Genomic DNA, 19,953 nt, shown 5'->3' on the forward strand with positions numbered 1-19,953 from the left:
CTCACCCGCCATCAGGCCATGGGCCTCTCGGCTGCTTTGGACTTGAACCAACTGCGCACCAGCAGGAAGAAAACAGGCACGAAGAACAGGCCCAGCACGGTGGAGAACACCATGCCGCCCAGCACCGCGGTGCCAATGGCCTGACGACCTGCTGCGCCCGCCCCGGTGCCAATCGCCAGCGGAATCACACCGAAACCGAATGCCAGCGAGGTCATGATGATGGGGCGCAAGCGCAGCCGCACGGCCTCCAGCGTGGCATCAAACAGCGCGCGGCCTTCGTCCTGCAGCTTGGTCGCAAACTCCACGATCAGGATGGCGTTTTTCGAGGCCAGACCCACGGTGGTCAACAGTCCCACCTGGAAATACACATCGTTCGCGAACTCGCGCGCGCCGGTGAAGATCAGAGCTCCGATCACCCCCAGGGGCACGGACAGGATCACCGAGAACGGCACCGTCCAGCTCTCGTACAAGGCGGCGAGGCACAGGAACACGAACAGGATGGACAGTGCGTAGAGCAGGGGAGCCTGCTCACCCGACATGCGCTCCTGCAGCGAGGCGCCGGTCCACTCCAGGCCGATGCCCGGTGGCATTTCGGCCATCAAGGCTTCGATGGCCGCCATCGCATCGCCCGAGCTCACGCCAGCGGGTGTCTGCCCCGTGAATTCGAACGCCGGGCTGCCGTTGTAGCGGCGCACCTCGGGCGGACCACCCGTCCAGGTCGTCTCGGAGAAGGCCGAGAAGGGCACCATCTCGCCGTTTTTGTTGCGCACCGTCCAGTCGCCAATGTCTTGGGGCAGCATCCGGAACGGCGCATCCCCCTGCATGTACACGCGCTTCACACGCCCGTTGTGCAGGAAGTCGTTCAGGTAGGTGCCGCCCAGCGCGCTGCTCAACACCGCGTTCACGTCCGACGTGGCCAGGCCCAGCGCCGCCGCCTTGCGGTCGTCGATGATCACGCCCAACTGGGCGGTGTCATCGAGGTTGGTCGAGCGCACGTTGATGATCACGTCGTCGCGCTCACGCATCTTGGCCAGCAGCGTGTCCTTGGCTTTCACCAGCGCTTCGTGTCCCAGGCCATTGAGGTCTTTGAGCTGGAAGTTGAAGCCAGCCGTGCTGCCCAGGCCGCGCACCGCCGGAGGCAGGCTCACGATGATGCGGGCGTCGCGGATCTTGCTCAAATCCCGCGTGGCTTTGCGCGCCAGCTCCTCGGCATGCTGCGAGGGCAGGGGGCGTTCGCTCCAGTCCTTCAGGCGAATGAAACCGCGTGCCGAACTCTGGTCACCGCCCCGTCCGATCACCGCGTTGAAGCTGATCACATCGGGCTGCTTTGCCATGTAGGCATTGACCTCCTTGAGCACCTCACGCAGGCGTGCATCCGAGGCGCCCGGTGGCAGGTTTACCTGAACCTGCATCAGCCCCTGGTCTTCGTTGGGCAGGAAGGAAGTGGGCAGGCGCATGAAGAGCACCGCAGTCACCCCGCACAGCATCAGGTACACCAGGCCCACCCGCTTGGCGCGCTTGAGCAGCCCACCCACGCCGCGCTGGTAGCTCAGCGAGGTGCGGTCAAAGTGGTGGTTGAACCACAGGAAGAAGCGGTCGTTGAGGCCCAGCAGGCCCTTGCGCGGCATGCCACTGTGCGCGCTGTGCTGTCCCTGCGGCAGGGGCTTGAGCAAGGTGGCGCACAGCGCTGGCGTCAGGGTCAGGGCCACGAACACCGACAGGGCCATCGCCGCCACGATCGTCACCGAGAACTGCCGGTAGATCACACCCGTCGAGCCGCCAAAAAACGCCATCGGGATGAACACCGCCGACAGCGTCACCCCAATGCCGATCAGGGCCGGCGTGATCTCGCGCATTGACTTACGTGTGGCTTCCTTGGGCGAGGAGCCGTCCTCGCTCATCACCCGCTCCACGTTCTCCACCACCACGATGGCGTCGTCCACCAACAGGCCAATGGCCAGCACCATGGCAAACATCGTGAGCATGTTGATGGAGTAGCCTGCCACCGACAGCACCGCAAACGTCCCCAGCAGCACTACCGGCACGGCAATGGCCGGGATCAGCGTTGCACGGAAGTTCTGCAGGAACAGGTACATCACCAGGAAGACCAGCAGCATGGCCTCCAGCAAGGTCTTGATCACCTCGTGAATGGACGCCCGCACAAACGGTGAGGAGTCGCGGGTCACGAACGCCGTCAGGTCGGGCGGTAAAAAGGCTGCCAGCTCCCGGATCTTGGCGTGCACGGCATCGGCCACGGCCATGGCATTGGCGCCATCGGCCAGCACAATGCCCATGCCCGCGCCCGCCATGCCGTTGCGGGTCGAGGCCGCGCTGGGGTTGTCGCTGCCCAGTTCCACCCGGGCGACATCCTTGAGCAGCACCACCGAGCCATCGGGGGCCGACTTCAGCAGCACATTCTCGAACTGCTCGACCGTTTGCAACTTGCTGCGCGCCGTGATCGTGGCGTTGAGCTGCTGGCCCGGCACGGCAGGCAACTCACCGAGCTTGCCCGCAGACACCTGGGTGTTCTGTGCCTGGATCGCGTTGGCGATGTCCGAGGGCATCAGCGCAAACTTCTCCAGCTTGGCCGGGTCCATCCAGATGCGCATGGCGTAGTTCGTGCCGAACACCTGCACCTCGCCCACGCCGTCCACGCGCCCGATCACGTCCAGCAGGTTGTTGGTGACATAGTCGCCCACATCCACCGCGCTCACATCCGGGTCGGAAGAGGCGAAGTGGTACACGATCATGTAGTCGCTGCCGCCCTTGGTCACCGTCACGCCGCGGCTCTGCACAGCGGGTGGCAGGCGCGACATGGCCTGCTGCAGCTTGTTTTGCACCTGCATCTGAGCCAGGTCCACATTCGTGCCGGGCATGAAGGTGAGGGTGGTGCGCGACGCCCCCGAGGCATCGCTCGACGACGACATGTACAGGAGGTTGTCGATGCCCTTGAGTTGCTGCTCGATCACCTGAGACACCGAACTGTCCACCGTCTCAGCTGAGGCGCCGGTGTAGGTTGCACTGATGCTTACCTGCGGCGGGGCAATGTCCGGGTACTGCTCGATCGGCAGGGTGTTCAGGGCCATGCCTCCACCCAGCATGATCACGATGGCGATCACCCACGCAAAAATGGGCCGGTTGATGAAAAAGTGCGCCATGCTCCGCCCCTCAGCGCGCAGCAGACGCCGGTGTTGACGCGGCTCCCGACCCGACACTCACTGCTTTCGAGGCATCTACCGTCTTCACGGTGTCCCCCGGTTTGATGCGCTGAAAACCGTCCACCACCAGGGTGTCACCCGCCTTCAGGCCACCCGTCACCCGCCAGCGCTGTCCCACGGCCTCGGCCAGCTCCACCGGGCGGCGCTCCACCTTCTGGTCGGCGTTCACCACCAACACGCTCGCCTTGCCGCTCAACTCGCGCTTGAGCGCCTGCTGGGGCACCAGCAGGGCGTCGGGCACCAGGCCGGTCGCCAGGCGCGCCCGCACATACATACCAGGCAGCAGCACCTTGTCCGGGTTGGGCACCTGCGCCCGCAGCGTGATCGCCCCGGTGGAGGTGTTCACGTTCACCCCTTCGAACTTCAGCGTGGCCGCGTGCGGGTACACGCTGCCGTCCTCCAGCACGATGCGAACCTGCGCCGCCCCCGAGGGATGACGCTCGAAGTGGCCTGCGGCCAGATCACGCTGCAAACGCAGCACCTCGGTACTCGATTGCGTGATGTCCACGTGCATGGGGTCCAGTTGCGTGATCTGGGTCAGCGCCCCGGCTTGGTTGGCCGTCACCAGCGCGCCCAACGTGATCTGGGACAAGCCGACCCGTCCCCCAATCGGTGCCACGATGCGGGTGTAGTCCAGGTTGATCTGGGCCTGCGCCAGGGCCGCCTGTGCAGCCGCCAACTCGGCAGCGGTTTGGCGCATGGCCGCCTGACTCTCTTCGAACACCTGCTGGCTCACCGCTTGCTGCTTCACCAGGTCGGCATGGCGCTGGTGGTTCAACTCCGCCAGTCGAGCTGCCGCCTGGGCCTTGGCCACCGCCGCGTTGGCGCTCGCGACCGCCACTTCGTAGGTCTTCGCATCAATCTGATACAGCACCTGCCCGGCCTTCACCGTATCGCCCTCGTTGAACAGGCGCTGGCGGATGATGCCGCTCACCTGCGGTCGCACATCCGCAGCCTGCACCGCCACCGTCCGCCCAGGCAACTCCGTGCTCAGCGACTGTGACTCGGCCTTCAGCACCAGCACGCCCACGGTGGCTGGCTCCTTCTGCCCAGGCTTCGCCTCATTGGCCTTGTCGCCGCAGGCCGTCAAGGTCAGCGTCGTCAACAGGGCAAGCCACAGCGCAGGGCGCGGCGTGGCGGTCAAGGGGCGGCGAGGGCGCGTGAGGGCGCCAAAAGCAGGAAACGGCATTGTGATTCAAGTTCTGGAACGGTTCTGCGGATTCTGACCGAGTCATGTGAACGAACCGTAAAGCAAACGCATGAACCCATACAGTGACAGAGTGGGGACAGAGGCGACTATCATGCTCTCATGAGAACCCGTGCCGCCGTTGTCGCCTTGTCGTTTCTGGCCTGCCTGAGCTCTGCTCAAGCGGAAACCGTGGGCTGTGTGACCACGGCCTGGAAGTTCTGGGGCGCCAATCACAAGGTCTGTGTCGAAGCCTTCGAAGACCCTAAGGTGCCCGGCGTCACCTGCCACGTCAGCCAGGCCCGCACGGGCGGCGTCAAAGGCACGCTGGGTCTGGCCGAGGACCCCAGCCAGTTCTCGCTGGCTTGCCGCCAAACCGGCCCCATCACGCTGCCGGCCAAGCTGCCTGACGACGAAACCGTCTTCAGCGAAGACACCTCCATCCTGTTCAAAGAGACCCGCGTCGTGCGCATGTGGGATGCCAAGCACCGCACGCTGGTCTACCTCGGCATCAGCCGCAAGCTGATCGACGGCGCCCCGGCCAACAGCATCTCCACCGTGCCCGTGATGCCGTGGCGCTGAACCCTGCATCGATGAAACAAGATTCCGCCCCGCTGCTCGCCTGGCACTACACGCTCGGCATCCATTTGCTGCGCATCCTTGAAAACGGCTACATCCTGCCGCACGACCAGCCCGACACACCGGCCGTCGAATGTCCGCTCGCTTGGTTCTCTTTGAACCAGCGTTACGACCCTTCGGCGGCCAAGCGCCTGGAGGTCAACGGCGTGCGCCAGCCCCCGACACTGCCCGTCATGCACCAGTTCGGTAACGGCGTGTACCGCCTGGGCGTGCCGCCCCGCAGCCTCTTGAGCGGCGAAACCTTGCGCAAGCAGGCCCGCATCAGCAAGGGCCGCTGGCAGGCCCTGGCGCAACAAGCCCAGGCCTGCGGATCTGCCATCTCCGAGTGGTACGGCAGCATCGACCCCGTGCCGGCCTCCGACTGCACCATCGAGGTCTGGCAAGCGGACGGCACTTGGTCCCGCGTGGCCTCGCCGCAGCGCTGACCCGGAGAGCCCCCATGCGCACGCGCTGCTCACGCCTTTTGCTGACTCTGGCGCTGGTCGCTACCCTGGCGGCCTGTGGCCACACCCCCGCACCACTGTCCGCGGCGGGCACCCCTGCGCCTGTTCGCAACGTCATCTTCATGATGAGCGACGGCACGCCCAACGAAGCCTGGGCCCTCACGCGCTGGGTCAAGGGCAAGCGCCTGGCCTCTGACGACATCCTGACCGGTGCTGTGCAGACCTACGGGGCCGATTCCATCATCACCGATTCCGCTCCGGGCGGCACGGCCTTTGCCACCGGCCACAAAGGCACCGACAAAGGCATTGCCGTCTCCCCTTGGCGGGTGACCATCGCCGGCGTGAACGCCAACCCGGCCGAGGCCTATGCGCCTGTGCCCACCGTGCTCGAAGGGGCGCGTCTCACCGGGCGTGCCACCGGCCTCGTCGCTACCGCCAACATCCAGCACGCCTCACCGGCCGCCTTCAGCGCGCACAGCCACGACCGCGGTCGCTATGCCGACATCGGCGAGCAGCAGGTTTATCAGCACATTGACGTCGTTCTGGCGGGCGGCGAGCAGTACCTGCTGCCCATGGCCGATGGCCGCGGCGTGCGCCAGGACAACGAAGACCTCGTGCGCGTGCTGCAAGCAAAGGGCTACGACTACGTCCGCAACCGTGCACAGATGGCGGCAGCCACCGGCGCCAAGCTGTTCGGTATGTTCGCTGCCGATGACATGGTCTACGACCTCGATCGCGCCGAGTTCGCGCCCGATCAGCCCTCGTTGGCCGAGATGACCCGCAAGGCCATCGAGGTGCTCTCGCGCAGCGACAAGGGGCGGCGTCATGGCTTTTTCCTGTTTGTGGAAGGCTCCAAGGTCGACTGGGCCGCGCACGCCAATGACCCCTCAGGGGTGGTCAGCGATCTGGGCGCCTACGATGAGGCCGTGAAAGTGGCGCTGGACTTCGCGCGCGCCGATGGCCAGACCCTCGTCATCAGCACGTCTGACCACGGCAACGGCGGCCTGACCATCGGCCGTCGAGAGGCCACGAAGTACGCCACCACCGACGACGACAGCCTGGTCACACCGCTGCGGCGCGCCCAACTCACGGGGGAGGGCCTCGCGCGGCTCATGGCCCAGGACAAGTCCGAGGCGCACATCCGCAACGTGCTGGCACGCCACTGGGGCATTGAGGACCTGAGCGCGCAAGAAGTGCAGAGCATCCAGAACGCGCCGCCGCAATCTTGGCTGCAGTACGTGTTGGGCCCGATGATCTCGTCGCGTGCAGGGCTTGGTTGGACCACCAACGGCCACACCGGAGGCGACCCCTTTCTGTACAGCTACGGTCCTGGGCGCATCAGTGGGCTGTGGGAGAACACCGATCTGGCTCACCACATGGCCAACGCCATGGGCTTCGATCTGATGACGCTGCGCGACCGCCTGTTCGTCGAGGCCATGCCAGCCTTGACCGCCCTGGGCTTGCAGGCCGAGCTGGATCGCAGCCAGGCCGCCAATCCGGTTCTGCGGGTGCGCAACAACCTCGGCGGCGAGGTGCGCCTCCCCATCCACAAGAACGAGCTGGTGGTGCCTGATCGCACCCACGAACTCGAAGGCGTGGTGGTGCTGGCCGAGCCGACCGGCAAGGTCTACGTGCCCCGTCAGGCCATCACACTGATCCGCGCCAGCCTGCTGCCCTGAGCACGCATCCATGGGCCCATGGGGCCGTGGCCAAGCGTGGGTTAACCCTACACAAGACGCGGCCAGGTGTGCATACTGCACACATGCACCCGATTTCCTCCAAGCACGCTCTCTGGGGGCTGGCGATGTATGGCGCCATGACCCTGGCGCCCGCCTGGGCGCTCGAAGCCCCGCCGAAGTCCGCTGAGGCCTTGCGTGAGCTGGCCATCGCCTACGAGCACGGTGAGAGCGTGGCGCGCAACCCCGAGCAGGCACGCCAGCTGTACTGCGAGAGCGCCCGCCTGGGCGATGCCCAAGCCCAGTACAACCTGGGCTGGATGCATGCCAACGGTCGCGGCGGCCCGCGCGACGACGTGGCCGCGGCCTACTTCTTCCAGGCCGCCGCTGAGCAGGGCCTGCCGCAGGCACAACGCATGTTGACGGTGGTGGGTGGCCCGACCAAGGAGGTGCCTGAATGCCTGCGCTCCGCACCCGTCAATGACGATGGCGCTCAGGCAGGCGTTCCCGGCATCAACTACGAGGCCATCGCCCCCCGGCACATCCTCAAGCTGGTCCAGAAACTGGCGCCACGCTATCAGGTGGACACGCAACTGGCCCTGGCCATCATGGCGGCCGAGTCGAACTTCAACACGCAGGCCCTGTCTCCCAAGAATGCCCAGGGGCTCATGCAACTCATTCCCGAAACCAGCGAGCGTTTCAACGTCCGCAACCCCTTTGACCCTGCCCAGAACATCCGTGGCGGTCTCACCTATCTGCGCTGGCTGCTGGCCTACTTTCAAGGCGACGTGGCCTTGGTCGCTGCAGCCTACAACGCTGGGGAGGGCAAGGTCGAACGCTACAAAGGCATCCCCCCGTACCAGGAAACGCGCAGGTACGTGAAGCGCATCCTGCACGCCGTGGGCAGCACATTCCACCCCTTTGACCACAAGATCACGCGCCCCTCGGCGGTCATCGTGAGCCCTCCCAGCCGTTGAAGCGGCAAGCAGCCACGTCAGGATGGCGCGAGCTCTTTCGGAAGGAGGCCAGCTGCCTCATTTCGCAGCAAACACAGGGTCTACCCAGGGCGGGGTCGCCTTGCCCAAGGCTTGCCAACAAGCTTATCCACAGGAAGCGGGGATAAGTGCTCGCGTCAGCTTGCCCGAGGCCTGTGTGTCGCTCCGTCTTGTGCCGAAATGTGCGATCTTGAGGGCCATGCGCTCTGCGGCTCGCCAGAGAGCGCGCAAAGAAAAAGGCCCGCAAACATGTGCTTGCGGGCCTTGTTTTTGGCTCCCCGACCTGGGCTCGAACCAGGGACCTACGGATTAACAGTCCGGCGCTCTACCGACTGAGCTATCGGGGATCAAACGATGTCAGGCTTTGCATATCGGCGCGCAAAGCCGTCTTGAATTTTTGGCTCCCCGACCTGGGCTCGAACCAGGGACCTACGGATTAACAGTCCGGCGCTCTACCGACTGAGCTATCGGGGATCAGGTTGATGTCTGCGTTGCGTCAATCAACCGAGAACGAAACTATAGCATGTTTTGTCTCGCCACTTCAATCTGTTGTCGTTTCCCATCAACGGTCTGCCAATCAGAAATCGATCTGAGCCGATGCGCTGACGGTGCGCGCTTGCAAGGGGAGCAGATAAATGTGATCGAAACTGTTGGGGGCTTCACGCCACGCACGCTTGTCAAACAGATTCTGAACTGCCAGACGCCAAGTGATGGTCTGACCTTGCCAACCTTGCGTTGCGCGAAGGCTCAGATCCGTGCGAGTCCACGCAGGCGTGCGTGTGGTGTTGGCCACATCCACCCAACGACGACCTTCGTGCACGATGTCAGCTTGTGCGGTCAAAGCCAAAGGCCCCTTGAACGTGTAGGCGCCGGACAGTTTGATCAAGCGGTCCGGTACATTGGTTGGCGCCAGATTGGCCGCGTACATGCTGTCCTTGCGCTTGGCATCCAACAGCATGACGCTGCTTGCCCAAGCCCAGGGGCCTTGACGCCCCTGCCAGGACGCTTCCAAGCCCAGGTGCTGGGAGCGTCCGTCCATCACGTAAACATCTGTGGGGGTTGTCGCGCCTTCGGGCTTGCTGATGCGGAATGCCGCCAGGCTCCAGTTGTGCACGCCATGCTCACCCTGCGTTTGCCCCTTCACGCCAATCTCCGTCTGGCGGCTCTTGAACAAGGGCAGGGGGGCGCCGGCGTTTGCAGTCTTGCGCGGGGCGTACATCAACTCAATGCCCTCGCCCCAACTCACGTAGGCCTGTGTTTGCGGAGCGATGGTGTAGCCCAGTGCAGCCCATGGGGTGTTGGCGGTCTTGTGGAGCACAGGCGTCACAAAGCTGTAGTCGGCACGAATGGCTTGTCGGCGGATCTGACTGTGCCGCAGCCCCACCCAGGCACGCCAGTCACCCCACTGCATTGCGTCACGCAACGTCACTTCGGAACTGCGCTCATGCCGGTCGGTGTTGGGATACTGTAGCGAAGGGTCAGCAGGCAGATCAGGGAAGTTGCCGGTGATGTTGCCCGTCCCGACTGGCGGATAGTTGAACGATGCCATGTGCAGGTCACTGAAGTGAACACTGCGCAGGAAGGACACGCCGACATCGTGCTTCACTGGCCCGGTTTCGACCTTGCCTTCCAACTGCGCCAGCAAGGCGCGGGTGGTCCGGCTTTCATCATCTGAGCGGAAGTCATACACGTCGAAGGTGCCGTCGGCGCAGTAACGGTCGTACACGCCCTCCGCATCGCAACCTGAGGGAAAGGCCGCCCGGTCGTTCGATTTCAGATACTGAGCGCCATAGCTGATGGTGCTGCGCCAGCCTTGTCCCCAGTCACTTTTCAGCCGAACAGACCCCGTCGTGCCGCGGAACTGGCTTGCTTGCGTCCAGGGCTGGTTGTTGAGGTTGATGCCTGGATCGATGGCACTGGCCGAGGGCAACACGGAACCCAACATGCTGAAACCCGGGATGCTGGGCTGACTGGTGTAGCTGTGCTCCAACTCTGCTTCCAGGATCTGCCCAGGCTTGAGCACATGGTCGACGGCGATTGCAGCGAGACGCCGATGACCTTCGCTGGCGTCCACCGGACTGTTCAGGCGCTCAATGGCCGCATTCACGCGCACGCCCCATTGGCGTTGCTCGCCGAAGCGGTCACCTATGTCCACGGCGCCGAGGACGCTGCCAGAACTGTCCAGTGAGAATGTTGCGGTCCGGGTGCGTCCTTCGGGGCGCTTGACCAGCAGATTGACCATGCCCCCTGGTGAACTGACGCCAGCCTGGATGCCGCTGGTGCCCTTGAACACCTCCAGCCCCGACTTGTTGTCCAGACCGATTCGCGTTTCAGCGCTGATGGGCAGGCCTTCGCGTCGGTAGTTGTAAGCGTTGTCCAGTGTGAATCCACGCACGGTCAGCGTGTCGATGTAGCCCACAGTGTTGTAGCCATCGCTCACACTCGCATCCAGCTTGGTCAAGTCGGCCAGCCGCGTCACCTGCGCATCCTTCAGCATTTCTTCACTGAAGGTTTGGGCTTGCACGGGTTGCTGCCACGCTGGGCCGTCGCCCAGTCCGGCAATGCTGGCCTTGGCCTGGCGTTTGGCCGAAGCGCTCACGCCCACGGAGGGCAGGGTGGATGCCTCATCGTTGGCGCTTTGCGCCTGGGCACTCAGGCTGACGCACAGCCAGCAGGCCGCCGCGGCCAATGGTGTCAGGGCCAGACGGCGATGAGTGAAGGGGGAAGAAAAACGACGCATTCTGTACAGCTCCGCGGCAAAGACAGATGAGGCGTCTCGGTGGGGCTGCAGCGAGCGCAGACACACCTGTGCAGGCGTGTCTGGCTTCGGCTTGTGCTTCCCTACGCGAGGATGACCTCGTTCAGGTTCAAAGGGACTCTCTCAGCGTGTACCGATGTCCACATCGGCAACGCACCCCTAGCGAAGGTCGCATTCTATGCCCAGTCGGGCACTGTCCGGAAGTGCGGGCTCAATGTCCCTGCAGAACGCCCAGGCGTTGGTGCAACAGGGGGCTCGTCGTGGTGTACAGCAGGTGTTGCGGCGCCTCTGGGTTCAAGGCCGCGGCAGCCGCATGGGCGGCCAAGGTGGCTTCGTGGAAGCCACACAGTAGCAGGCGCTTTTTGCCGGGGTAGGTGTTGATGTCCCCCACGGCGTAAATGCCCGCCGTGCTGCTTTCAAAGGTCGCGGCGGATACGCTCACCTGCTTGCGATCCAGACTCATCCCCCACTGACTCACAGGCCCGAGCTTCGGGCTCATACCCTGGCGCACCAGCAGGTGATCGAACGTCAACTCTCGGGGGACACTGTCTGCGCCGAGCACGGTCACAGACCGGGCCCGGCCATCTTGCACGAGCGCATCGGTGGGCATGCCCACCACCAGCTTCAGCCGGCCCGATGTCAACAAGTGGCGGACCTGAGCATCCAACTCCGGCTCTGCTTGAAATTGGTCTCGTCGATGGAGCAGTGTCAATTCAGAGGGCTGCACGCTGTCAGGCAAGGCAGACAGGGATAGGGCCGCACCGAGCGCCTCATCTCCGCCCCCGGAAATCACCACATGCCGGCCGGCCAAAGCCCCAATCGTGGTGTCGTCCAAGTGGTAGTGGACGTTCTTCGCCCCTTCCAGCGCGGGCAGGTTGAGCGTGCGGGGGACGAACGCCCCAGCGCCCGCGGCCACGAACACCGAGCGAGCTCGCAACTGCAGCCCTTGGTCGGTGCGCACCACAAAGCACCCATCGCCTTCCACCTGCAACTCACTGACCAGATGCCCCAGGTGAACCTGTTCGCACTGGCCGGACGCCACATCCAGAGGCAAGAAAGGCCGCGCCTGTGTCAGGAGCAGCCGCGCCAATTCCCGGCCAGTGCACAGCGGCACGCCGGGAACGTCGTAAATGGGTTTGTCGGGGTACAGCGCCACGCACTGGCCACCGACTTCAGGCAGCACGTCGATGAGGTGGGACTTCAAGCCCAGCAGGCCCAACTGGAAGACCTGAAACAGGCCCACCGGTCCGGCCCCGATGACCACGGCATCGGTGTCCACCCTCGACGGCATGTTCACCGCTCCGCTCAGCGGATCAGATCGCCCAGCTTGCCCGTCTTGTCCTTCCACTCGTCGGCGTCGGGCAGGGGGTCTTTGCGTTTGGTGATGCTGGGCCAGGTCTTGGCCAGGTCGGCGTTGATCTGGATGAACTGCTGCTGGTTGCCCGGCACATCTTCCTCGGGGAGGATGGCGTTGGCAGGGCACTCGGGGATGCACACGGCGCAGTCAATGCACTCGTCGGGATCGATGACCAGGAAGTTGGGGCCTTCGCGGAAGCAGTCCACCGGGCACACGTCCACACAGTCCGTGTATTTGCATTTGATGCAGGCTTCGGTGACGACGTGGGTCATGTCAGGTCTCTTGTATCGGTTAAAGGTGAATATCGGATTTTACCGGGGCAAACACGCCCCACCTTGATCAGCCTTCGCCGCAAAGGGCGATATGGGTCAAGGGTTGTTCAGGAATTTCAGTGGCGCCAGCGCCAACGATCACCAAAGTGGGGCGTCCGGCGTGGATGGCGCTGGCCTCGTCCAGGGTGCCCACACGGTGCAGGGTGTGGCGCATATCGGGCCATCCCGCCCGCGACACGACGCTCACCAAGGTGTCGGCAGGCCAGCCGGCATCCAGCAAACCTTTGCCCAGAGGGCCCAGTTGACGCCCCGCCATGTAAAACACCTCGGTGTCGGCGCGTTGCCCTGGGCCCATGCCGCACTTCAGGTCACCCGTGCGGGTCATCGCGGTGGTGAAGCTGACGCTGCGGCCGGTGCCACGTCGGGTCAAAGGGCGCCGGGTGGCCGCGGCCGCTGCCAGCGCGGAGGTCACGCCCGGCACCACTTCGGTGCTGATCTGCGCGTCACGCAAGGCGCTCAACTCCTCTTCCAGGCGACCAAACAGGCTGGGGTCGCCCCCTTTGAGCCGCGCCACGATGGCATCGGCACCAAATTGGGCACCCACGGCGCGCGCATGTTCCACCAGCAGGTGGTTGATGCGGGTCTGGCCGTTGAAGTCGCTGCCTGGCTTGCCGGAAAAACCGCGCTTGCCGACGTCCACCCATTCGGCGTCGGGTGCCAGATCACGCAGTGTTGGGTCGGCCAGGGCGTCGAACAGCACCACCTTGGCCTGAGCCAACAAGCGGGCGCCACGCACGGTGATCAGGTCGGCTTCTCCAGGCCCGGCGCCGATGAAGACGACACGGGCGCAGGAGGACGAAGCAGGGGTCGAGCGAGTATCAGTCATGACGCCTTCTCCAGCAAGACCCGGGCCGCGCGATCAGGCAGCCTTGACCAGCAGCGCGCCGCTGGTGCGGTTGGTGGTTGGGTCCACCACGATCAGGGCACCGCCCACGCGGTTGTCCACGTAGGCTTCCACCGGCAGCGGTTGCTGCGTCTGGATTTGCACGGTGCCGATCTCGTTGACCGCCAACTCATGCGCATCCTGGTCGGCCAGGGTATGGATGTCCAGGCGGTTGTCGATCGCGGTGATGCGAGCTTGCACCCAGCGGTTGCCATGGCGCACCCAGTACTTGCGGCCGACCACGGCAGGTTCGGTGTCCAGCCAGGCCAGCGTAGCGCTGAACTCGGCGGTGGGCTTGATGCTGCCGGGGGTGTGGATCCAGTCGCCGCGCGAGATGTCGACCTGGCGGTCCAGCACGATGCCGGCCGACTGACCCGCTTCGCAGCGGTCCACGACCAGGGCCGAGTGGCGCACTTCGGCCACGATGGCGGTCTCGCCCGAGGGGAAGATCTGCACTTCGTCACCGGCCTGCACGGCACCGTGGGCGATGCGACCCCAGAATGCGCGGTACTGGTGACCTGTGCCTGAAGCCGTGGCTTCGCCTTCGCCCACGCTGTCGCGGGTCACATACTGCACGGGGTGGAGCAGAGCGCCGTCGTGGCGTTCGTCGCTCGGCGGCAGCTGTTCCAGCACCTGCAGCAGGGTGGGGCCCTGGTACCAGGGCCAGTTGGCGCTCGGGGTGGTCACGTTGTCGCCACGCAGGGCCGACACTGGGATCACACCCTTGTTGACGATGCCCGCTTGCTCGGCAAAGGCTTCCAGCGAGGCCTTCACGTTGTTGAACGCGGTTTCGGTGTCTTGCTCAATGGCGTCCAGCTTGTTGATGGCGAACACGATGTTCGGCACGCGCAGCAGGTTGGCCAGCAGGCTGTGGCGACGGGTTTGCGCCAGCAGCGGCACGGGCGACGCCTTCCAGTCGATCTTGGTGATGTCCACCAGCACCACGGCGGCGTCCGAGCCGGCGGCAGCCGTCACCATGTTGCGGGTGTACTGCTCGTGGCCAGGGGCGTCAGCAATGATGAACTTGCGGGTCTTGGTCGCAAAGTAGCGATAGGCCACGTCGATGGTGATGCCTTGCTCGCGCTCGGCTTCCAGGCCGTCGGTCAGCAGCGACAGGTCGATCGGGGCGCCGGCAGCGCGCTTTTCCAGCGCGTCGAGCTGGTCGGCCAGGATGGCGCGGCTGTCAAACAGCAGGCGGCCGATCAGGGTGCTCTTGCCATCGTCCACGCTGCCAGCGGTCAGGAAGCGCAGGGCCTTGTGCGCCAGTTCGGCGCTGGCTTCGTTGTGAATCACGGTGCTCATCAGAAATAACCTTCCTTCTTGCGGCGCTCCATCGAGGCCTCGGACGTGCGGTCGTCCATGCGGGTGGCGCCACGCTCGCTCACGGTCACGTGCAGGGTTTCAGCAACGATGTCTTCCGGGCTGGCAGCATCGCTCTCCACCGGGCAGGTGCAGGTCATGTCACCCACGGTGCGGAAGCGCACGTCCACCGTTTCGATGGTTTCGCCTTCCAGCGCTGGCGTCACATCGGTCAGCGGCACCAGCAGGCCCTTGCGGCGCATCACTTGGCGGGGGTGCTTGAAGTAGATGCCCGGCAGCGGGATGTTCTCGCGGGCGATGTAGAGCCACACGTCCAGCTCGGTCCAGTTCGAGATGGGGAAGGCGCGGAAGTGCTCGCCCGGCTTGATGCGGGTGTTGAACAGGTTCCACAGCTCAGGGCGCTGTTCCTTGGGCTGCCATTGGCCGAAGCTGTCGCGGTGCGAGAAAATGCGCTCTTTCGCGCGGGCCTTCTCTTCGTCACGGCGGGCGCCGCCAATCAGGCAGTCGAAGCGGTTGTCTTCGATGGCCTCCAGCAGCGTCACGGTCTGGTGGCCGTTGCGCGATTCCAGCGGGTGCGCCAGGCGCACGGTGCCACGCTTGATGGAGTCTTCCATGTGCGCCACGATCAGGCGCTCACCGATTTCAGCCACGCGCTGCTCGCGGAACTCGATCACTTCCGGGAAGTTGTGGCCGGTGTCCACGTGCAGCAGCGGGAAGGGCAGTTTGCCTTCGAGCTTGCCCGTTTCCGGGTTCTTCATCTTGAAGGCCTTCTCGGCCAGGTGCAGCACCACGCACGAGTCCTTGCCGCTGGAGAACAGCAGGCCCGGACGCTCGAAGCTGGCAGCCACTTCACGCAGGATGAAGATGGCCTCTTCTTCCAGCGCGTCCAGGTGGCGGTGGTCCACATCCGCCAACAGTTGGTTCACATTCACAGGGGCGTTCATTGTTTTCTCACTCTTGAATCATGTCGTGCGGGTCACTTCTGGTGGACGTGCAGGCCGCATTCTTTGGCCTTTTCGTCCTCCCACCACCAGCGGCCGGCACGGAAGTCCTCGCCCACAGCGATGGCGCGCGTGCAGGGCGCACAACCGATGCTGGGCATGAACTGGTCGTGCAGCGGGTTGTAAGGCACGTGGTTCACCGACACGTAGTGCCACACGTCACCCCAAGTCCACTCGATGAGCGGGTTGAACTTGGTGCGGCCCTTGTCGTCTTGTTCGCGCGCGGCCATGTCGCCACGGTTGTTCGACTGCTCACGGCGCAGGCCGGTGATCCAGGCACTTCGCTCGGACAGCATGCGACCCAGCGGCTCCAGCTTGCGGATGCCACAGCAGGCCTTGCGCAGGTCGATGCTTTCATACATCGCCTTCTCACCGTGCTTGCCCACGAACTCGATCACGGCCTCGTTCACAGGCTTGTACACCTCGACGTGGATGCCGGCGTCGGCATAGTGCGTCTCGATGGTGCCGATCAGCGCGGCCGTTTCGGCATGGAGCATGCCAGTTTCCAAGGTGCCAATCGCAATCGGCAACTGGTGGCGGGCGATCAGATCGGTCACGATCATGTCTTCCACGCCCAGGCTGGTCGCCTGCACGACCTTGCCAGGGTGCTCAATGGCAGCAGCCTTCAGCAACTCGATGGTGGCGTGCACCTTGGCCGCGTAGTCGGCGCTGGGATGGTTGTACAGCGTGATGGCCGAACCCGCCGGCGCCGGGCCACCGATCAAGGAAGAGGTTTCGCTCATGTTGCGCTCCCTGCTTACACCGAACGGGCGAACACGGGCTTGGTCACCTGCACGTCACCTTGGTAGTGGCCACGCGCTGTGAAGAACCCCAACGCGCGCTCGGCCGCCACACGATCCTGGTCCGCGCGCAGCACCACGGCATCAAAGCCGGTACGCTTGAGCAGTGGCATCATGTCTACCAGCACCTCGCCAGTGGCGCGGATCTCACCCTGAAAACGGTAACGCGAACGCAGGATATGGGCTTGCGTGTAAGCGCGGCCGTCCACCCATTTCGGGAAGTTCAACACCACGAGCGACAGCTTGGGCACGTCGGCTTCCAGCGTTTCGATATCGGTGTCGTTGGACACGATCACGCCCACAGGCTTGTGATCATGGGTGCCTGGTGCAGGCCATTGCTCGCGCACGGCGTGCCACTGGGCCAGCGTCAGCAGGCTGTAGCTCTTGATCGGCGGGTGCGACACCGGGCCATCTTCACCGCCCACGGTGTGCCACTGGTCATGGTGAATGTCGACGAATTTCATACTGTGTCCTTCTGCGAGGCTGAATCAGGCTGCTTTGGCGGTGGTGCGACGCACGGCATTGGCAGCGGTCTTGAATGGCTCAATGCCCACACGCTTGACCGTGTCGATGAACTTCTCGTTGGCCGAACGCTGCGCACGGTAGGTTTCGATCACCGCTTCAATCACGTCCGTGACCTCATCGGCCGAGAACGAAGGGCCAATCACCTTGCCAGCCACGCTGGTGGGGGCATGGTCGGAACCGTCCGAGCCACCCAGCGTCACCTGGTACCACTCCGAACCATCCTTGTCCACGCCCAGAATGCCGATGTGGCCGCTGTGGTGGTGGCCGCAGGAGTTGATGCAACCTGAGATGTGCAGGTCGATGTCACCAATGTCGTACAGCTCGTCCAGGTCCTGGTAGCGCGCGATCAAGTCGTTGGCGATGGGGATGGAGCGGGCGTTGGCCAGGGCACAGAAGTCGCCTCCGGGGCAGGCGATCATGTCGCTCAGCAGACCGATGTTGGGCGAAGCCAGTGTGGCGGCCTTGGCGGCTTGCCACAGGGCGTACAGGTCTTCTTCGCGCACGAAGGGCAGCAGGGCATTCTGGTCATGCGTCACGCGCAACTCACCGCAGCTGAAGCGGTCAGCCATGTCGGCGATCGCGTCCATCTGTGTGTCGGTCACGTCGCCAGGCGCCTGGCCGGGGCGCTTCACCGACAGCGTCACGTTCTTGTAGCCTTGCACCTTGTGGCCGCGCACATTGCGCTCCAGCCACTTGGCAAACTGCTTGCGCTCGGCGTCCGAGGCGTCGGCCGGCAGGCCGTTGCCAGCCGGCACATGGGCCTGCACTGCAGCCGGAAAGGCGAAGCTGGCGTTCACACGGTCAAACTCGGCCTGCGGGATCAGGTGAGCCGCACCGTCCACGTCGCGGGTGAGGATGTTCTGGAACTCTTCATTGACCTGGTCAAAGAACTTCTGGCCTTCGGCCTTCACCAAGATCTTGATGCGGGCCTTGTACATGTTGTCGCGGCGACCGTAGCGGTTGTACACACGCACAATCGCTTCTATGTAGACCAGAATCTGCTGCCAAGGCACGAAGGCGTTGATCTCGCTGGCCGTGATGGGTGTGCGGCCCATGCCACCGCCCACCAGCACGCGGAAACCCACTTCGCCAGCGTCGTTCTTCACCAGATGCAAGCCGATGTCGTGCCAGAACGTGGCTGCGCGGTCTTCCTTGGCACCGTTGACAGCGATCTTGAACTTGCGGGGCAAGAAAGCGAACTCGGGATGCAGGGTGGACCACTGACGCAGCACCTCGCAATACGGGCGCGCATCGATCAGATCATCCTCAGCCACGCCCACCATGGCGTCGGCCGTGATGTTGCGGATGCAGTTGCCCGAAGTCTGGATGCCGTGCATGTTGACGTCGGCCAGCAGGTCCATCACGTCGGCGCTTTGTGTCAACGGAATCCAGTTGAACTGCACGTTCTGGCGCGTGGTGAAGTGGGCGTAGCCGCGGTCGTGCTCGCGGGCGATGCGCGCGAGCTGGCGGATCTGCGCAGACGACAGTTCACCGTAGGGCACGGCCACGCGCAGCATCGGCGCATGGCGCTGGACGTACCAGCCGTTTTGCAGGCGCAGCGGACGGAACTCGTCATCGCCCAGCTTGCCGGCCAGATTGCGCTCAAGCTGGTCGCGGAACTGTGCAGCGCGCTGACGCACAAATTGCTTGTCGAATTCGGTGTACTGGTACATGGGGTCTGTCAAATAAAAAAGGGCCAAATCACCAAGGCTTGCGGCCTCAGTAAAGCGCCCGGTACAAATTGTAGGTACTGATCAGGGCAATCACGCTGCCCACGATCGCCAGCAGGGTCTTGGTGTGCAGACGCTTGGTCAGGTAGGCGGCAAAGGGTGCGGCAAACAGGCCGCCCACCACAAGGCCCGCTACCGTCGGCCAGGGGGTCTCGTCAATCAGCATGGCAAACACCGAAGCGCTGATGAAGGTGAGGAAAAACTCCGCCAGGTTCACCGACCCGATGGTCGTGCGTGGGTCTTGACCGGTTCCCACCAGCGTGGTTGTGACCACTGGGCCCCAGCCACCGCCGCCTACGGCATCCACGTAGCCACCCAGCAGGCCGAGTTTGGCGACATGCTTGGGGGCTTCCTTGCGAACCTGGATGGTGCGGAAGATTTTGCTGATGATGTACAGCCCCATCAAAAACAGGTAAACAGAGACAAACGGCTTGATCACGGCAGCATCGACCGACGAGACGGTCCACGCGCCCAGCGAGGCGCCCAGCATTCCGGGAATCAGCAGGCGCAAGAACAGGCTGCGGTTCACGTTGCCCAGCTTCACATGCGAAATGCCCGACACCCCAGTGGTGAACACTTCGGCAATGTGCACACTGGCGCTTGCCACTGCGGGCGTCGAACCCGTGGCCATCAGAAAGCTGCTGGAGGTGATCCCATACGCCATGCCCAAGGCGCCGTCCACGGTTTGCGCCAGCAAGCCCACCGCAACCGCTTTCCAGAACGCATCGCCGGTCAATGTCTCTGTGATCAACTCCCATCCAGTCAGTTGATGCGTGCCGTTGAACAAGCGTGTCGTCAAAAAGGCCACAACGCCAATCAGCATGAAGGTCACGGCCCATACCGCGATGCGCATGACCGGGTGTCTGGAGGGGTGAGTGATGTCATCTTCAACCGGAGGCAGACCCAACGCCTGGTGTTCGGCGTTGATGGGGTTGTCGCTCAGGTCAAGGTTGCGGATCTTCATGGGGTGAGGGTGGGGCAGACGGAGCCACAATCGGCAGGTTTGGATGCTATCCAGTGTTTATATATATGAGAAGAACTTTTTTGAATGTTGCTTATATCTTGAATGCATATAAGCGGCGCCTTGCCT

The 19,953-nt window shown here is 63.9% G+C and carries 16 protein-coding genes, 2 tRNA genes and 1 riboswitch; of the genes, 4 read left to right on the forward strand and 14 right to left on the reverse strand.

The window, feature by feature from the left end; all coding sequences use genetic code 11:
* Positions 1–11 precede the first annotated feature (11 nt).
* Both WIT60_RS05380 and WIT60_RS05385 read right to left on the reverse strand, forming a co-directional pair.
* Positions 12–3,158, reverse strand: coding sequence for an efflux RND transporter permease subunit (locus tag WIT60_RS05380; RefSeq protein WP_339582916.1), 3,147 nt, complete (start codon positions 3,156–3,158; stop codon positions 12–14).
* Between the two features lie 10 nt (positions 3,159–3,168).
* The gene (locus WIT60_RS05385; protein ID WP_339582917.1) at positions 3,169–4,407 is read right to left on the reverse strand and encodes an efflux RND transporter periplasmic adaptor subunit; all 1,239 of its coding nucleotides are present in this window, start codon (positions 4,405–4,407) and stop codon (positions 3,169–3,171) included.
* A gap of 120 nt (positions 4,408–4,527) precedes the next feature.
* On the opposite strand from WIT60_RS05385, the gene WIT60_RS05390 reads away from it, so the two are divergent.
* The 4 genes from WIT60_RS05390 (at position 4,528) to WIT60_RS05405 (ending at position 8,139) form a co-directional block, all read left to right on the forward strand.
* The gene (locus WIT60_RS05390; protein WP_339582918.1) at positions 4,528–4,986 is read left to right on the forward strand and encodes a CreA family protein; all 459 of its coding nucleotides are present in this window, start codon (positions 4,528–4,530) and stop codon (positions 4,984–4,986) included.
* A gap of 11 nt (positions 4,987–4,997) precedes the next feature.
* Positions 4,998–5,468, forward strand: a complete 471-nt coding sequence (locus WIT60_RS05395) for a hypothetical protein (protein ID WP_339582919.1) — start codon at positions 4,998–5,000, stop codon at positions 5,466–5,468.
* Positions 5,469–5,482: 14 nt separating this feature from the next.
* Positions 5,483–7,165, forward strand: coding sequence for an alkaline phosphatase (locus WIT60_RS05400; RefSeq protein WP_339582920.1), 1,683 nt, complete (start codon positions 5,483–5,485; stop codon positions 7,163–7,165).
* Between the two features lie 83 nt (positions 7,166–7,248).
* Positions 7,249–8,139, forward strand: coding sequence for a transglycosylase SLT domain-containing protein (locus WIT60_RS05405; RefSeq protein ID WP_339582921.1), 891 nt, complete (start codon positions 7,249–7,251; stop codon positions 8,137–8,139).
* A 289-nt stretch (positions 8,140–8,428) separates the two neighbouring features.
* Here the strand turns inward: WIT60_RS05405 and WIT60_RS05410 are convergent.
* From WIT60_RS05410 to WIT60_RS05465, 12 genes are all read right to left on the reverse strand, one after another.
* Positions 8,429–8,504: transfer RNA gene (locus tag WIT60_RS05410), tRNA-Asn, on the reverse strand.
* 51 nt (positions 8,505–8,555) lie between these two features.
* Positions 8,556–8,631 (reverse strand) — tRNA-Asn (locus tag WIT60_RS05415).
* 103 nt (positions 8,632–8,734) lie between these two features.
* Entirely contained in the window at positions 8,735–10,897 is a 2,163-nt protein-coding gene (locus WIT60_RS05420; protein WP_339582922.1) for a TonB-dependent siderophore receptor, read from the reverse strand.
* Between the two features lie 81 nt (positions 10,898–10,978).
* Positions 10,979–11,086: riboswitch (TPP riboswitch) on the reverse strand.
* A 40-nt stretch (positions 11,087–11,126) separates the two neighbouring features.
* A complete protein-coding gene (locus WIT60_RS05425) occupies positions 11,127–12,206 on the reverse strand; it encodes an NAD(P)/FAD-dependent oxidoreductase (protein WP_339582923.1) in 1,080 nt (359 codons plus the stop codon).
* Between the two features lie 14 nt (positions 12,207–12,220).
* Entirely contained in the window at positions 12,221–12,544 is a 324-nt protein-coding gene (gene fdxA, locus WIT60_RS05430; protein WP_339582924.1) for a ferredoxin FdxA, read from the reverse strand.
* A 67-nt stretch (positions 12,545–12,611) separates the two neighbouring features.
* The gene (gene cobA / locus WIT60_RS05435) at positions 12,612–13,430 is read right to left on the reverse strand and encodes a uroporphyrinogen-III C-methyltransferase (protein WP_339582925.1); all 819 of its coding nucleotides are present in this window, start codon (positions 13,428–13,430) and stop codon (positions 12,612–12,614) included.
* Positions 13,431–13,463: 33 nt separating this feature from the next.
* The gene (locus WIT60_RS05440) at positions 13,464–14,789 is read right to left on the reverse strand and encodes a sulfate adenylyltransferase subunit 1 (RefSeq protein WP_339582926.1); all 1,326 of its coding nucleotides are present in this window, start codon (positions 14,787–14,789) and stop codon (positions 13,464–13,466) included.
* Entirely contained in the window at positions 14,789–15,751 is a 963-nt protein-coding gene (gene cysD, locus WIT60_RS05445; protein WP_339582927.1) for a sulfate adenylyltransferase subunit CysD, read from the reverse strand. The genes WIT60_RS05440 and cysD overlap by 1 nt, the downstream gene beginning before the upstream one ends.
* A gap of 32 nt (positions 15,752–15,783) precedes the next feature.
* Positions 15,784–16,551, reverse strand: a complete 768-nt coding sequence (locus WIT60_RS05450; protein WP_339582928.1) for a phosphoadenylyl-sulfate reductase — start codon at positions 16,549–16,551, stop codon at positions 15,784–15,786.
* A 14-nt stretch (positions 16,552–16,565) separates the two neighbouring features.
* Positions 16,566–17,072, reverse strand: a complete 507-nt coding sequence (locus WIT60_RS05455) for a DUF934 domain-containing protein (protein ID WP_339582929.1) — start codon at positions 17,070–17,072, stop codon at positions 16,566–16,568.
* A 24-nt stretch (positions 17,073–17,096) separates the two neighbouring features.
* On the reverse strand, positions 17,097–18,806 hold the full coding sequence (locus tag WIT60_RS05460; protein ID WP_339582930.1) for a nitrite/sulfite reductase: 1,710 nt from the start codon (positions 18,804–18,806) through the stop codon (positions 17,097–17,099).
* A 46-nt stretch (positions 18,807–18,852) separates the two neighbouring features.
* A complete protein-coding gene (locus tag WIT60_RS05465) occupies positions 18,853–19,827 on the reverse strand; it encodes a sulfite exporter TauE/SafE family protein (RefSeq protein ID WP_339582931.1) in 975 nt (324 codons plus the stop codon).
* Positions 19,828–19,953 lie beyond the last annotated feature (126 nt).

The sequence above is a fragment of the Aquabacterium sp. G14 genome (assembly GCF_037482285.1).
Lineage (GTDB): Bacteria > Pseudomonadota > Gammaproteobacteria > Burkholderiales > Burkholderiaceae_C > Aquabacterium.